General features: G+C 62.0%; 13 protein-coding genes. 12 read left to right on the top strand and 1 reads right to left on the bottom strand.

All coding sequences use genetic code 11. The features are described 5' to 3' along the window. The first annotated feature begins 33 nt into the window (after nt 1-33). The 8 genes from C7A17_RS08275 (at nt 34) to C7A17_RS08240 (ending at nt 9,379) form a co-directional block, all read left to right on the top strand. Nucleotides 34-1,392 carry a glutamine synthetase family protein gene (locus C7A17_RS08275; RefSeq protein ID WP_106737582.1) on the top strand — a complete coding sequence of 453 codons (1,359 nt, stop codon included), beginning with the start codon at nt 34-36 and terminating at the stop codon, nt 1,390-1,392. 85 nt (nt 1,393-1,477) lie between these two features. After that, nucleotides 1,478-2,851, top strand: a complete 1,374-nt coding sequence (locus tag C7A17_RS08270) for an aspartate aminotransferase family protein (protein WP_106737581.1) — start codon at nt 1,478-1,480, stop codon at nt 2,849-2,851. A gap of 132 nt (nt 2,852-2,983) precedes the next feature. Next, on the top strand, nt 2,984-4,081 hold the full coding sequence (locus C7A17_RS08265; protein ID WP_106737580.1) for a polyamine ABC transporter substrate-binding protein: 1,098 nt from the start codon (nt 2,984-2,986) through the stop codon (nt 4,079-4,081). A 67-nt stretch (nt 4,082-4,148) separates the two neighbouring features. Then, nucleotides 4,149-5,243 carry a polyamine ABC transporter substrate-binding protein gene (locus C7A17_RS08260; protein ID WP_106737579.1) on the top strand — a complete coding sequence of 365 codons (1,095 nt, stop codon included), beginning with the start codon at nt 4,149-4,151 and terminating at the stop codon, nt 5,241-5,243. A 68-nt stretch (nt 5,244-5,311) separates the two neighbouring features. Beyond that, the gene (locus tag C7A17_RS08255; protein ID WP_106742815.1) at nt 5,312-6,403 is read left to right on the top strand and encodes a polyamine ABC transporter substrate-binding protein; all 1,092 of its coding nucleotides are present in this window, start codon (nt 5,312-5,314) and stop codon (nt 6,401-6,403) included. Between the two features lie 53 nt (nt 6,404-6,456). Further along, a complete protein-coding gene (gene potA, locus C7A17_RS08250) occupies nt 6,457-7,611 on the top strand; it encodes a polyamine ABC transporter ATP-binding protein (protein WP_106737578.1) in 1,155 nt (384 codons plus the stop codon). After that, complete coding sequence (locus C7A17_RS08245; protein WP_394337064.1) at nt 7,608-8,516, top strand: ABC transporter permease subunit; 909 nt, start codon at nt 7,608-7,610, stop codon at nt 8,514-8,516. The genes potA and C7A17_RS08245 overlap by 4 nt, the downstream gene beginning before the upstream one ends. Further along, a complete protein-coding gene (locus C7A17_RS08240) occupies nt 8,513-9,379 on the top strand; it encodes an ABC transporter permease subunit (protein WP_106737577.1) in 867 nt (288 codons plus the stop codon). Before C7A17_RS08245 ends, C7A17_RS08240 begins: the two co-directional genes overlap by 4 nt. 111 nt (nt 9,380-9,490) lie before the next feature. Here the strand turns inward: C7A17_RS08240 and C7A17_RS08235 are convergent, their stop codons facing one another. After that, on the bottom strand, nt 9,491-10,852 hold the full coding sequence (locus C7A17_RS08235; protein ID WP_106737576.1) for a CYTH domain-containing protein: 1,362 nt from the start codon (nt 10,850-10,852) through the stop codon (nt 9,491-9,493). Between the two features lie 199 nt (nt 10,853-11,051). Here C7A17_RS08235 and C7A17_RS08230 point away from each other — a divergent pair, with 199 nt between their 5' ends. The 4 genes from C7A17_RS08230 to argA all read left to right on the top strand — a co-directional run bounded on the left by C7A17_RS08230 (nt 11,052) and on the right by argA (nt 15,675). Continuing rightward, nucleotides 11,052-11,729 (top strand): TIGR00153 family protein, encoded by a 678-nt coding sequence (locus C7A17_RS08230; protein ID WP_106737575.1) that lies wholly within the window; start codon nt 11,052-11,054, stop codon nt 11,727-11,729. A 38-nt stretch (nt 11,730-11,767) separates the two neighbouring features. Then, nucleotides 11,768-13,033 carry an inorganic phosphate transporter gene (locus C7A17_RS08225; protein WP_106737574.1) on the top strand — a complete coding sequence of 422 codons (1,266 nt, stop codon included), beginning with the start codon at nt 11,768-11,770 and terminating at the stop codon, nt 13,031-13,033. Between the two features lie 110 nt (nt 13,034-13,143). Continuing rightward, complete coding sequence (argE, locus tag C7A17_RS08220; RefSeq protein ID WP_106737573.1) at nt 13,144-14,310, top strand: acetylornithine deacetylase; 1,167 nt, start codon at nt 13,144-13,146, stop codon at nt 14,308-14,310. Nucleotides 14,311-14,376: 66 nt separating this feature from the next. After that, complete coding sequence (argA, locus tag C7A17_RS08215) at nt 14,377-15,675, top strand: amino-acid N-acetyltransferase (protein WP_106737572.1); 1,299 nt, start codon at nt 14,377-14,379, stop codon at nt 15,673-15,675. The last annotated feature ends 37 nt before the right edge of the window (nt 15,676-15,712 follow it).

The raw sequence follows: 15,712 nt of genomic DNA, 5'->3' as shown, positions 1-15,712 counted from the left end.
AACCCTAGTTGGTTCTACAACCCTGAGGTCTCTATGAGTACCAAGTTAGACCAGCTCACGAGCTGGCTGAAAGAACGCAAAATCACCGAAGTCGAATGCCTGATCAGCGATCTGACCGGCATTGCCCGCGGCAAGATCTCGCCGACCAACAAGTTCCTCGACGAGAAGGGCATGCGCCTCCCCGAGAGCGTGCTGCTGCAGACCGTGACCGGCGACTACGTCGAGGACGACATCTATTACGACCTGCTGGACGAGGCGGACATCGACATGTTCTGCCGTCCGGACGCCAACGCTGTTTTCGTCGTGCCCTGGGCCATCGAGCCCACCGCGATGGTGATCCATGACACCTTCGACAAGCAGGGCAACCCCATCGAGCTGTCGCCGCGCAACATCCTCAAGAAGGTGTTGCAGATGTATGCCGATAAAGGCTGGAAACCCATCGTCGCGCCAGAGATGGAGTTCTACCTGACCAAGCGCAACAGTGACCCGGACTTCCCGCTGGTGGCGCCGGTAGGCCGCTCCGGCCGCCCGGAAACCGGCCGTCAGAGCTTCTCCATCGACGCGGCGAACGAATTCGACCCGCTGTTCGAAGACATGTACGACTGGTGCGAACTGCAAGGCCTGGATCTGGACACCCTGATCCACGAAGAAGGCCCGGCGCAGATGGAAATCAATTTCCGTCATGGCGACGCGCTGCATCTGGCCGACCAGATTCTGGTGTTCAAGCGCACCATGCGCGAGGCTGCACTCAAGCACGACGTGGCGGCGACCTTCATGGCCAAGCCGATCACCGACGAGCCAGGCAGTGCCATGCACATCCACCAGAGCGTGGTCGACCTGAAGACCGGCAAGAACATCTTCTCCAACGAAGACGGGACGATGAGCGAGCTGTTCCTGCACCACATCGGCGGCTTGCAGAAGTACATCCCCGAGCTGCTGCCGCTGTTCGCGCCGAACGTCAACTCGTTCCGCCGCTTCCTGCCCGATACCTCGGCGCCAGTGAACGTGGAGTGGGGCGAGGAAAACCGCACCGTTGGCCTGCGCGTGCCGGAAGCCAGCCCACAGAACCGCCGTGTGGAAAACCGCCTGGCCGGTGCCGATGCCAACCCCTATCTGGTGCTGGCCGCGACTCTGCTGTGCGGCTACATGGGCATGGTCGGCAACGTCAAACCGGGCGCCCCGGTGAAAGGTCGCGGTTACGAGCGTCGCAACCTGCGCCTGCCGGTGACCATCGAAAGCGCGCTGGAGCGGATGGAAGCCTGCAAGGACGCCGAGAAATTCCTCGGCGAGAAGTTCATCCGCGGCTATGTCGCGGTCAAGCGTGCCGAGCACGAGAACTTCAAGCGCGTGATCAGCTCCTGGGAACGCGAGTTCCTCCTGCTGTCGGTGTAACGGGTTGCCGGCCGCGTGTATCGCGGCCGGCACCACGAATCTCAGCGTAGCGCCGATGGCGTTGCGTGTTAGCAAGGTGTTGGCAATGAACAAGCAAGCGAACAACCCCAAGACTGCCCAGTGGCAGGCCCTGAGCAAGGCCCACCACCTGGCGCCGTTCAGTGATTACAAGCAGCTGGCCGAAAAGGGCCCACGCATCATCACCGAGGCCAAGGGTGTGCATCTGTGGGATAGCGAGGGCAACAAGATCCTCGATGGCATGGCCGGCTTGTGGTGCGTGGCCGTTGGCTATGGCCGCGAGGAGCTGGTCGAAGCTGCCAGCGCGCAGATGCGTCAATTGCCGTTCTACAACACCTTCTTCCAGACCGCCCACCCGCCGGTGCTGGAGCTGGCCCATGCCATTTCCCAACTGGCTCCGGCCGGGATGAACCACGTGTTCTTCACCGGTTCAGGCTCCGAAGGCAACGACACCATGCTGCGCCTGGTTCGCCACTACTGGGCGTGCAAGGGCCAGCCGAATAAGAAAATCATCATCGGTCGCGACAACGGTTACCACGGCTCCACCGTGGCCGGCGCCAGCCTCGGCGGCATGAAGTTCATGCACGAGCAGGGCGACCTGCCGATCCCTGGCATCGCGCATATTCCGCAGCCGTACTGGTTCGGTGAGGGCGGCGAGCAGTCACCGGAAGAGTTCGGCATCTGGGCGGCCGACCAGCTGGAGAAGAAGATTCTCGAACTGGGTGAGGAAAATGTTGCAGCGTTTATCGCCGAGCCGATCCAGGGCGCTGGTGGCGTGATCATTCCGCCGGACAGCTACTGGCCGCGTATCAAGGAAATTCTCGGCAAATACGACATCTTGTTTGTGGCCGACGAGGTGATCTGCGGTTTCGGCCGTACCGGCGAATGGTTCGGCAGCCAGTATTACGGCCTCAAGCCTGACCTGATGACCATCGCCAAGGGCCTCACCAGCGGTTATGTGCCGATGGGTGGCCTGATCGTCAGCGACAAGGTGTTCGAGGTGATCGAGGCGCATGGTGATTTCAACCACGGCTTCACCTATTCCGGGCACCCGGTGGCGGCAGCGGTGGGGCTGGAGAACCTGCGCATTCTCAAGGAAGAAGGCATCGTCGAACGGGTGAAAGCAGAAACGGCACCGTATTTGCAGCGTCGTCTACGTGAGCTGGCTGATCATCCCTTGGTAGGTGAAGTGCGTGGCGTCGGCATGCTCGGTGCGATCGAGCTGGTACAGGACAAAACGACGCGCAAGCGTTATCCGGGTGATGTGGGAGTGGGCATGATCTGCCGTGGCCACTGCTTTAATAACGGTCTGATCATGCGCGCCGTGGGCGACACCATGATCATCGCCCCGCCACTGGTGATCAGCCAGGCGGAAGTAGACGAACTGGTAGAGAAAGCACGCAAGTGCCTGGATCTGACCTTGCGCGACCTGTCGGCCTGAAAAGCCCGCAGTCACGGAAAGTTGTCAGCGGTGCCATGACCTTGCCAGACTGCGCCAGAGTGCGTGAGCCCGTCTGATTCGAGCGGCTCGCGCGTCCTCTGGAATATCGACACAACAACAGGAGCTGTACGCATGAAAACATTCGGCAAGACCCTTCTCGCGTTGTCCCTGACCGCGGCCGTAGCCGGCGCGGCTCAGGCTGACGACAAGGTGCTGCATGTCTACAACTGGAGCGATTACATCGCCGAAGACACGCTGGCCAACTTCGAGAAGGAAACCGGCATCAAGGTCGTCTACGACGTCTTCGACAGCAACGAAGTGCTGGAAGCGAAGTTGCTGGCCGGCAGCTCCGGCTATGACGTAGTGGTACCGTCCAACCCCTTCCTGGCCAAGCAGATCAAGGCTGGCGTATTCCAGAAACTGGACAAGTCCAAGCTGCCGAACTGGTCGAACCTGGACAAGGATCTGCTGCATGCACTGGAACCGAGCGACCCGGGCAACCAGTACTCGATCCCTTACATGTGGGGCACCATCGGCATCGGTTACAACGTCGAGAAGGTCAAGGCCGTACTCGGTGAGAATGCTCCAGTCGACTCCTGGGATCTGGTGTTCAAACCGGAAAACATCGAGAAGCTGAAGTCCTGTGGCGTGTCCTTCCTCGACTCGCCGACCGAGATCTTGCCAGCCGCTCTGCACTACCTGGGCTATGCCCCGGACAGCAGCAAGGCCGACGAACTGAAGAAAGCTGAAGAGCTGTTCCTCAAGGTACGTCCGTCGATCTCCTACTTCCACAGCTCCAAGTACATCTCCGACCTGGCCAACGGCAACATCTGCGTCGCTATCGGTTACTCGGGCGATATCTACCAGAGCAAGGCTCGCGCCGAAGAAGCCAAGAACGGCGTGCAGGTCGGCTACAACATTCCGAAGGAAGGTGCCGGTTCGTTCTTCGACATGCTGGCCGTACCGGCCGATGCCAAGAACGTCGAGGCTGCTCACGTATTCCTCAACTACCTGATGAAGCCCGAGGTGATGGCCAACATCACCAACTACGTGCAGTTCCCCAACGGCAACGCTGCTGCCACCCCCTTGGTGGATGAAGCGCTGCGCACCGACCCGGGCGTATACCCGACTCCGGAAGTGCTGAAGAAGATCTACACCTTCCCGGATCTGCCCCCAGCGGTGCAGCGCAACATGACCCGCAGCTGGACCAAGATCAAGTCCGGTCGCTAAGTAACGAAGCAACGCCGCCTGGCGGGTTCACCCGCCAGGTACCCAAATCGCAAGAAGAGGAAACGTCATGCGTCGTTCTACCCTGCTGGCTGGCCTGATCGCCGCTGCCATTGGCATGTCCCTGGCTCAGGCTGCTGATCGTGTGGTCAAGGTCTACAATTGGTCCGACTACATTGCGCCGGACACCATCGCCGATTTCGAGAAGGAAACCGGCATCAAGGTGGTGTATGACGTTTTCGACTCCAACGACACCCTCGATGGCAAGCTGGCTACCGGTCAGAGCGGCTACGACGTGGTGGTGCCGACCAACCACTTCCTGGCCAAGCAGGTACGTGCCGGTACCTACCAGAAGCTGGACAAATCCAAGTTGCCGAACCTGGTCAACCTCGACCCGACCATCATGGACAACCTGGCCGCGGGCGACCCCGGCAACGATTACTCGGTGCCCTATCTGTGGGGCACCAACGGCATCGGCCTTAACGCCACCAAGGCGCGCGCCGTGCTGGGCGACGATGCGCCGCTGGATTCCTGGGCGCTGCTGTTCGACCCGAAATACGCCGAGAAGCTCGCCTCCTGCGGTATCGCCCTGCTCGACTCGGGCGACGAAGTGCTGCCGCAGGTCGTCAACTACCTGGGCATGTCGCCGCACACCACCAAGCGCGAAGATTACGAGAAGGCCTTCGATCAGGTGATGAAGGTGCGCCCGTACATCACCTATTTCCACAGTTCCAAGTTCATCGGTGACCTGGCCAATGGCGACATCTGCGCCGCCTTCGGCTACTCCGGTGACGTACTGCAGGCCGCCGATCGCGCCGAAGAGGCCGGCCGCACCGATGAGATCATCTACATCATTCCCAAGGAAGGCACCGCCATGTGGGCCGACCTGCTGGCCATCCCCAAGGACTCCAAGAACGTCGACGAAGCGCACGCTTTCATCAACTACCTGCTGCGCCCCGAGGTGATCGCCAAAATCAGCAATTACGTGGCGTACGCCAACCCGAATCTCAAGGCCACCGAGCTGGTCGACGAAAACGTGCGCAACAACCCGGGCGTTTATCCCGGCAAGGACGTGATGGCCAAGCTCTATGTGGCCGAAGAGCGCCCACGTGACGTGCAGCGCTGGCTGACGCGCGATTGGACACGAATCAAGAGCGGTCGCTGATCGACAGACGATTTTCCTATAAAGTGCCGCGCCTTTTTCGGGTGGCACACAAGAACGAGGATGAAACTGTGCGAGTTACCCTGCCCAAGTCTCTGATCGCCCTGGCGGCCTCCGCCTTCTGTGGGGCCGCCCTGGCCCAGTCCACGGTGCATATCTACAACTGGAGCGACTACATCGGCGAAGAGACCCTGGCCAAGTTCGAGGCCAAGACCGGCATCAAGCCGATCTATGACGTCTTCGACTCCAATGAAACCCTCGAAGGCAAACTGCTCGCCGGCCGCAGTGGCTACGACGTGGTGGTGCCGTCCAACCACTTCCTTGGCAAGCAGATTCGCGCCGGCGCGTTCCAGGCACTCGATCGCAGCAAGTTGCCGAACTGGGACAACCTCGACCCGGCCCTGCTCAAACAACTGGAAACCAACGACCCTGGCAACCAGTATTCCGTGCCCTACCTGTGGGGCACCAACGGCATCGGTTACAACGTCGAGAAGGTCAAGGCTGCACTTGGCGTCGACGAAATCGACTCCTGGGCCGTGCTGTTCGAGGCCGAGAACATCAAGAAGCTGAGCCAGTGCGGCGTCGCCTTCCTCGATTCCGGCGACGAGATGATCCCGGCGATGCTCAACTACCTGGGTCTGGATCCCAACAGCACCAACCCTGACGACTACGCCAAGGCCGAGGCCAAGCTGCTGGAGGTACGCCCTTACGTCACCTACTTCCACAGCTCCAAGTACATCGGTGATCTGGCCAACGGCAACATCTGCGTGGCCGCCGGCTTCTCCGGCGACATCCTGCAGGCCGCCGACCGTGCCGAAGAGGCCGGTAAAGGCATCGAAATCGCCTACAGCATCCCGAAGGAAGGCGCCAACCTCTGGTTCGACATGATGGCCATCCCGGTTGACGCGGCGAACCCGGAGCAGGCGCATGCCTTCATCAACTTCCTCCTCGAGCCCGAGGTGATCGCCGAAGTCAGTGACTACGTCGGTTATGCCAACCCCAATACCAAGGCGGGCGAGCTCATGGATCAGGAGGTACGTAACGACCCGTCCGTTTATCCGCCACAAGCGGTGCTGGACAAGCTGTACATCTCCGCCGAGCTGCCGGTTCGCGTGCAGCGCCTGATGACCCGCAGTTGGACCAAGGTCAAATCGGGTCAGTAATCGTTCCTGCCCGGCCGCGGCGGTCGGGCACAATCTTCCGGGAGTTTTCCTAAATGGCTGTTGCCTCCAGCGCCTACAAAAAAGCCCTCGAGGGGGATCAGACACCGAAAGAGGTGCTGGTCAAAATCGATCGGGTGACCAAGAAGTTCGATGAGACCGTGGCCGTCGACGATGTCTCGCTGACCATCAACAAGGGCGAAATCTTCGCCTTGCTCGGTGGTTCGGGGTCGGGCAAGTCGACCCTGCTGCGCATGCTCGCCGGCTTTGAGAAACCCACCGAGGGACGCATCATCCTCGATGGCGTCGACATCACCGACATGCCGCCCTATCAGCGTCCGATCAACATGATGTTCCAGTCCTATGCGTTGTTCCCGCACATGACCGTGGCGCAGAACATCGCTTTCGGTCTGCAGCAGGACAAGATGCCCAAGGCCGAGATCGACGAGCGCGTGTCGGAGATGCTCAAGCTGGTGCACATGACCCAGTACGCCAAGCGTAAGCCGCACCAGCTTTCCGGCGGCCAGCGTCAGCGCGTGGCCCTGGCTCGCTCGCTGGCCAAGCGCCCCAAGCTGCTGCTGCTCGACGAGCCGATGGGAGCGCTGGACAAGAAGCTGCGCTCGCAGATGCAGCTGGAGCTGGTGGAAATCATCGAGCGTGTCGGCGTGACCTGCGTGATGGTGACCCACGACCAGGAAGAGGCCATGACCATGGCCCAGCGTATCGCCATCATGCACCTGGGCTGGATCGCTCAGACCGGTAGCCCGGTGGACATCTACGAGACCCCGGCCAGCCGCCTGGTCTGCGAGTTCATCGGCAACGTCAATCTGTTCGAGGGCACGATCACTACCGATGATGCCGACCACGCCATCATCAGTTGCCCGCAGCTGGACAAGCCGATCTACATCGGTCACGGCATCAGTACCCGTGCCGAGGAGAAAAAGGTCAGCTACGCCCTGCGTCCAGAAAAGCTGCTGATGGCTACCGCCTTGCCGGCCGATCATGAGCATCCCGAGTACAACTGGAGCAATGGGCACGTCCACGATATCGCCTACCTGGGCGGTCACTCGGTGTACCACGTCAAGCTCACGTCCGGGCAGATCGTGCAGTGCTTCATCGCCAACGCCGAGCGCCGCGGCAAGCGTCCGACCTGGGACGATCCGGTCGTGGTGTACTGGGAAGACGACAGCGGCGTGGTACTGCAATCATGAAACTGGCCAAACTCTCGCGCTATCTGCCGAGTGGCCGGCATGCCGTGATCGGTATTCCGTTCCTCTGGCTGTTCCTGTTCTTCCTGCTGCCGTTCGTCATCGTGCTGAAGATCAGCTTCGCCGAGGCCGACGTAGCCATTCCGCCCTACACGGAAATCTACGAATGGGCGGACAACAAGCTGACCATTCTGCTGAACCTGGGCAACTACATCTTCCTCACTGAAGATGCACTGTATTTGTCGGCCTACCTGGGCTCGTTGCAGATCGCCACTTTAAGCACTTTGCTGTGCCTGGTGATCGGCTACCCGATGGCCTATGCCATCGCCCGTGCGCCGAAGGAAAAGCAGACCGTCCTGCTGCTGCTGATCATGATGCCGACCTGGACCGCGATCCTGATCCGCGTCTACGCCTGGATGGGCATCCTCGGCAACAACGGCCTGCTCAACAGCCTGCTGATGGGCATCGGCCTGATCGACTCGCCGCTGCAGATACTCAACACCAACACCGCGGTGTACATCGGCATCGTCTATTCCTACCTGCCGTTCATGATCCTGCCGCTCTACGCCAACCTGGTGAAGCATGATCTGAGCCTGCTGGAAGCAGCTTCCGACCTCGGTTCGAGCAACTTCAACAGCTTCTGGAAGATCACCGTGCCGCTTTCCAAGAACGGCATCATCGCCGGCTGCATGCTGGTGTTCATCCCGGTGGTGGGTGAGTTCGTCATCCCCGAACTGCTCGGCGGGCCGGAGACCCTGATGATCGGCAAGGTGCTGTGGCAGGAGTTCTTCAACAACCGCGACTGGCCGGTGGCGTCCGCCCTGGCGGTGGTCATGCTGGCGATCCTGATCGTGCCCATCATTCTCTTTAACCGTAACCAAGCCAAAGAGCTGGAGGGCCGCCCATGAAACGCTGGAGCTTCTCCAACATCATGCTTTGGGCAGGGTTGCTGTTCATCTACCTGCCGATGGTCATCCTGGTCATCTACTCGTTCAACGCCTCGCGCCTGGTGACGGTATGGGGCGGTTGGTCGGTGAAGTGGTACGTCGGCCTGCTGGACAACACCCAGCTGATGAACGCCGTGATGCGTTCGCTGGAGATCGCCCTGTACACCGCCATCGCGGCGACTGCACTGGGCACTCTGGCAGCCTTCGTGCTGACCCGTATCACCCACTTCAAGGGGCGCACGCTGTTCGGTGGCCTGGTCACCGCGCCGCTGGTAATGCCCGAGGTGATCACCGGTCTGTCGCTGCTGTTGCTGTTCGTGTTGATGGCGCAGCTGATCGGCTGGCCGGCGCAACGCGGCATGACCACCATCTGGATCGCCCACACCACCTTCTGCTCGGCCTACGTGGCGGTAGTGGTGTCGTCGCGCCTGCGTGAGCTGGACATGTCCATCGAAGAGGCGGCCATGGATTTGGGGGCGCGGCCGTGGAAGGTGTTCTTCCTGATCACCGTGCCGATGATCGCGCCATCGCTGGCAGCGGGGGCAATGATGTCCTTCGCCCTGTCGCTGGACGATCTGGTGCTGGCCAGCTTCGTGTCCGGTCCTGGTTCCACCACGTTGCCGATGGAGATCTTCTCCGCCGTGCGACTGGGGGTTAAGCCGGAGATCAACGCCGTGGCCAGCCTGATCCTGCTGGTGGTGTCGTTCGCCACCTTCCTGGCCTGGTTCTTCGCCCATCGCGCCGAGGAGAAACGCAAGAAAGCGCTGCAGCAGGCCATGGACGAGACCACCAACCCGTCCAGCACCAGTCCCCGCGCCAGCTGAGTGACGAAATGCTGAAACGAAAACGGGCCCTGCGGGGCCCGTTTTTCATGGTGTCACTGATGGTAGGGGGCGCCGTGCGTACCAACTTCTTCGCAGGCGCTCGGCTAGCGGTTATACCAGTGCTTTCCAGGCCTTCAGGCTGTTCACGATCTGCGCCTGAGTAGCCCGCAACTGGCGCTGCTCATCGTCCAGCGGTTGCTGAGCGAGAAGGTTCAGCTTGTTCAACTCGCCATACAGGCGGTCGACCTCGGGCACTTCCAGCACACCACGGGCCAGACGCAGCCAGACCAGCAAGCGCTCCAGACGCGGCAGTTGCTCGGCGAGATCCTCCGGCTGCTGCTGATAGCGGCGCAGTTGCAGCGCTGCGCCTTCTTCGCCGAGCAGCGTTGGCAGCCAGTTGCCCAGCGGCGCGTTGCCCTGGCGATTGCCACGGTTGTTGCGTTCCAGCGTCCAGCCACGTTGCAGCAACCAGCGCGACAGTTGCAGTGACAACAAGCCCCAACGGCAGCCATCCAGCTCGGCAGCGAAAAGCGCAGGGGCGTTGCGCCGCATGCTTTCGTCGGTCTGGCCCGCGGCCAGGCGTGGGCGCCAGTCGCCGAGCAGGGCGTCGAGCCCTTCACGCAACTCCCGCGAGCTGGCGCGAGGAGCGGCCTGGCCAAGGCTGGCGAGCAGGGCGCGAAGGTCGATCAGTTGCTGCAACCAGTCTTGCAGCAGGCTCCAGTGACCGCTCCAGCGATACTGTTCGGCCAGGCGCTGGCTGCTGCCCAGCAGGTGCCAGGCGAGGGTGGCGAAGGCATCGTCCAGCACCTGTTCGGCCTGCACTGTCGGCGCGGCCAGGCTCAGGCTGTAACTGCCGGAGTCGAACAGGCGATAGCCGCGTTCGGCCTTGCTGATGTCACAGGGCATCAGCGGCAGCTCGGCGGCCAGTTCGCAGGCCAGCTCCAGCAGGGCTGCGGGGTCTCCCTGGCGCAGTTCCAGCTCCAGCTCGCAGATTTCTTCCTCGCCTTCACCGGCGACTACCTTGCCAAGATCCAGCGCAGCCTCGATGACAACCTTGGCCTTGCCACGACCCCAGGCGATCTCGGCTTTCTCGCGGACGAAATCGGTGGTGAACAGCGGTTGCAGGGTTTTCTTGTCCAGTTCGGCGAGGCTGGCTGGCCAGCAACTGTCATCGAGCTTCTTCAGGTCGAGCTTGGCCTTGCTCAGGTACCAGTCCCACTCGTTGCGCTCGGACAGGCCGGCAACGCTCTGGCCACGGCTCTTGAGCGTCTGGATGAACTGCTCGCCATCACGGCGGATACGCAGGGCGACCTTGGCGCCAGCCAGCTCGCGATCCGGCGTGTCGTAGTACTGGTTGAACAGTTCCACGCGCTGCCAGCCGCTTTTATTGCGTTTCTTCAGCAGCGGGTGCTCACGCAGCGCAGCCAGAGTGGCGCGGCTGGCGCGCAGTTTGATTTCGGTTTCTTTGTTCATCGCGATGACGGGCTCGCAGCGGCGGTGGAAGGCGGAGTTCGGCGGGCGAGGCTCCGGGCGCACAAGGGTAGTGCAAAGGGCGTGCGCTGTCAGGTCGCAGCGTCGGACGTACAGAAATGTGACGAACTGATGACATGCGCTGGCAGGCGCTGGGGACGGCCCGTATACTTGCCGCCTCTTTTCAACCAGGGGCAACCCTATGCCTACCAATCCCTTCGTCAGTCTGTTCGGCCGTTCTCCCATCGGCCCTATGCAACAGCACATCACCAAGGCGCACGAATGCGCGGCCAATCTGGTGCCGTTCTTCGAGGCGGTGATGGCCGAAGACTGGGTTCGTGTCGAGCAGGTGCAGCAGGAAATGGTGCGCCTGGAGCGCGAAGCCGACAAGCTCAAGAAAAGCGTGCGCATGCACCTGCCCAAGAGCCTGTTCCTGCCGGTACCGCGCTCCGATCTGCTGGAACTGCTCAGCGTGCAGGACAAGGTGGCCAACCGCGCCAAGGACATCGCCGGCCTGATGCTCGGCCGTCAGATGGCCATTCCCACTGCTCTGCAACCGCTGATGCTGGCGTATGTGCAGCGTTGTGTGGACGCCAGCGCCCAGGCGCTGAAGGCAATGAACGAATTGGACGAGTTGCTGGAAACCGGTTTCGGTGGTCGTGAAGCCACCCTGGTTCAGCACATGGTCGAAGAGCTCGAGGAGATCGAGCACGATACCGACCGTCAGCAGATCGAGGTGCGTCGCACCCTGTTCAAGCTGGAAAAGGAATTACCCGCCGTTGATGTGATGTTCCTCTACCGGATCATCGACTGGGTTGGCGATGTCGCCGACCGTGCCGAGCGTGTCGGCAACCGACTGGAACAACTGCTGGCGCGCTAGTCGCCAGCTGCCATTCAGGAATCCACAGGTAATCTTTTATGACTCTTGTCGCGGAATACGGCTTCGTACTCCTCGTGCTCGCCTGCTGCTTTGGTTTTTTCATGGCATGGGGCGTGGGCGCCAACGATGTATCCAATGCCATGGGCACCTCGGTTGGCTCCAAGGCGCTGACCATCAAGCAGGCGATTCTGATCGCCATGGTGTTCGAATTCTGTGGTGCCTACCTGGCCGGTGGCCAGGTCACCGAAACCATCAAGAACGGCATCGTCGACAGTACGGCTATCCCGCCTGATCTGTTCGTGCTGGGCATGATGTCGGCGCTGCTCTCCGCCGGTACCTGGCTGCTAATCGCCTCACTGCGTGGCTGGCCGGTCTCCACCACGCACTCCATCGTCGGCGCCCTGATCGGCTTCGCCTCTGTTGGCGTATCGATGGATGCGGTCAACTGGGGTGGTCTGGTGCCGATCGTTTCCAGCTGGGTGGTGACGCCCTTCCTTGCAGGTCTGATCGCCTTCGGCCTGTTCAAGAGCGTGCAGTGGCTGATCATGGATACCGAGGATCCGTTCCGCAACGCCAAGCGCTGGGTGCCGGTGTACATGTTCCTGACCGGCTTCATGCTGGCTCTGATGACTTTCACCAAGGGCCTCAAGCACGTTGGCTTGCACTTCACCACCATGGATGCCGTGATGCTCTCGTGCCTGGTCGGCTTCATCGTCGCCGGTATCGGTATCGCCCTGCTGACTCGCATCAAGGTCGACGCCGAAGCGGACAAGAGCTTCCACTTCGCCAGCGTGGAGAAGGTCTTTGCGGTACTGATGATTTTCACCGCCTGCGCCATGGCCTTCGCCCACGGTGCCAGCGACGTGTCCAACGCCGTCGGGCCGCTGGCTGCGGTGGTCGGTGTGATCGAGGCCGGTGGCGACATGGTCATCGGCGGCAAGTCATCGGTGCCGGGCTGGGTGCTGCTGCTGGGCGCCGTCGGTATCGTGGTCGGTCTGGCCACCTACGGCTGGAAAGTGATCGCCACCATTGGCAAGGGCATCACCGAGCTGACCCCGAGCCGTGGTTTCGCCGCCGAGCTGGCCACCGCCGGCACCGTGGTTGCAGCTTCAGGTATCGGCCTGCCGATCTCCACCACGCACACGCTGGTTGGCGCGGTGCTGGGTATCGGCCTGGCGCGTGGTATCGGTGCGCTGAACCTGTCGGTGGTGGGCAAGATCTTCACCTCCTGGGTGATCACCCTGCCGGTCGGCGCTGTGCTGGCGATCATCTACTTCGAGATCATGATGCTGATCTTCCTTTGATCGTCATCGTTCTCTGATGGAGCCCGGCTTATGCCGGGCTTCATCGTTCTGGGGCTCGCCCTGCGGAATCTTGTTGTTATGATGGGCCGCCGCACCGAGAGAGCCGAGCCATGCCATTACCTTCCCTACGCGAGCAATTCTCGGCGCTGATCGCCGCGCCTTCGGTCAGCTGTACCCAGCCCTCGCTGGATATGTCCAATCGCGCCGTGATCGACCTGCTCGCCAACTGGCTGGGCGAGCTGGGCTTCACCTGCGAGATTCAGCAGGTCAGCCCCGGCAAGTTCAACCTGCTGGCCAGCCGTGGCACAGGGCCGGGCGGCTTGGTGCTGGCCGGGCACAGCGATACCGTGCCTTACGACGAGTCGCTGTGGCGCAGCGATCCGTTGCGCTTGAGCGAGCAGGGGGATCGCTGGGTGGGGTTGGGTGTGTGCGACATGAAGGGCTTCTTCGCGTTGGTGATCGAAGCCGTGTTGCCCCTGCTCGATCAGCCCTTCCAGCAGCCGTTGCTGATCCTCGCCACCTGCGATGAAGAAAGCTCGATGGCGGGCGCGCGTGCGCTGGCCGATGCGGGTCGTCCGCTCGGCCGTGCCGCGGTGATCGGTGAGCCGACCGGGCTCAAGCCGATCCGCCTGCACAAGGGCGTGATGATGGAGCGCATCGACATTCTCGGTCAGAGTGGCCACTCCTCCGATCCAGCGCTGGGTCATAGTGCCCTGGAGGCCATGCAGGACGTGATGGGCGAACTGCGTGGCCTGCGTGCGCAGTGGCAACGAGAGTTCAACAACCCGCAGTTCAGCGTGCCGCAGCCGACCCTCAACCTTGGCTGCATCCATGGCGGCGACAACCCCAACCGTATCTGTGGCCAGTGCGCGCTGGAGTTCGACCTGCGTCCGCTACCGGGCATGGATCCGGAGCAGCTGCGTGCAGCCATTCGCGGCAAGCTGCAGCCGCTGGCGCTCAAGCACCAGGTGCGCATCGATTACGGCCCGCTGTTCCCTGCGGTACCGCCCTTCGAGCAGAAGGCCGATGCGGAACTGGTGCGCCTGGCCGAGCGCCTGACCGGGCATACCGCGCAGGCGGTGGCATTCGGCACCGAAGCGCCTTATCTTCAGCAGCTTGGCTGCGAAACCCTGGTGCTTGGCCCCGGCGACATCGACTGCGCGCACCAGCCTGGCGAGTACTTGGAACTCGCCCGTATCGAGCCGACCGTGGCCATATTGCGCCAGCTGATCCAACACTATTGCCTGACCCGGAGTGAAGACGTGCAGCGACGATGAGACAGACTCTCCAACCGAACATGGCGGGTCGCACCCGCCTACCGTCTCGACGCTAATGGATTGCTCATGCACGACTACGTCACCTGGTTACGCCACGCTTCGCCCTACATCAACGCCCACCGCGACTGCACCTTCGTGGTCATGCTGCCGGGCGAGGGCGTTGCCCACCCGAACTTCGCCAACATCGTCCACGATCTGGTGCTGTTGCACAGCCTCGGCGTGCGCCTGGTGCTGGTGCATGGCTCGCGCCCGCAGATCGAGGCGCGCCTCGCTGCTCGTGGCCTGACCCCGCATTATCACCGCGACCTGCGCATCACCGACGCACCAACCCTGGAGTGCGTGATCGACGCGGTTGGCCAACTGCGCATCGCTATCGAGGCACGCCTGTCGATGGACATGGCCGCCTCGCCGATGCAGGGCTCGCGCCTGCGCCTGACCAGCGGCAACTTCGTCACTGCGCGGCCGATAGGCGTGCTCGATGGTGTCGACTACCACCATACCGGCGAGGTGCGGCGCATCGACCGCAAGGGCATCAATCGTCAGCTCGACGAGCGCAGCATCGTGCTGTTGTCGCCACTGGGTTATTCACCCACCGGGGAGATCTTCAACCTGGCCTGTGAGGACGTTGCCACTCGCGCCGCCATCGACCTGGGGGCGGACAAGCTGCTGCTGTTCGGCGCCGAGGACGGCCTGCTCGACGACAACGGCAAGCTGGTACGCGAGCTGCGTCCGCAACAGGTGCCGGCGCACCTGGCGCGTCTGGGCGGTAACTATCAGGGCGAACTGCTCGATGCGGCCGCACAGGCCTGCCGTGGCGGTGTGAAGCGCAGCCATATCGTCAGTTACGCCACCGACGGTGCACTGCTCAGCGAGCTGTTCACCCGTACTGGTAACGGCACCCTGGTGGCGCAGGAGCAGTTCGAGTCGTTGCGTGAGGCAACCATCGAGGATGTGGGTGGCCTGATCGAGCTGATCAGCCCGCTGGAAGAGCAGGGCATCCTGGTGCGTCGTTCGCGCGAGGTGCTGGAGCGTGAGATCGAGCAGTTCAGCATCGTCGAGCGCGAGGGGCTGATCATCGCCTGTGCGGCGCTGTATCCCATCGCCGATTCCGACTGTGGCGAGCTGGCGTGTCTGGCGGTCAATCCCGACTATCGCCACGGCGGCCGCGGCGATGAACTGCTGGAGCGTATTGAAGCCAGGGCGCGGGCACAGGGCATCAAGACGCTGTTCGTGCTTACCACGCGTACGGCGCACTGGTTCCAGGAGCGGGGCTTCGAGGCGAGCAGTGTCGAGCGCATGCCGGCCGCTCGGGCGTCGCTGTACAACTACCAGCGCAACTCGAAGGTGTTCGAGAAGACGTTGTAAGCGAGGGGTATGAATTGCAGCGAACTGTAGGAGCGAA

It is taken from the genome of Pseudomonas mendocina (assembly GCF_003008615.1).
GTDB classification, from domain to species: Bacteria; Pseudomonadota; Gammaproteobacteria; order Pseudomonadales; family Pseudomonadaceae; genus Aquipseudomonas; species Aquipseudomonas mendocina_C.
Note: the sequence above shows the minus strand (reverse complement) of the source record. Positions and strands in the feature narration are given on the sequence as shown.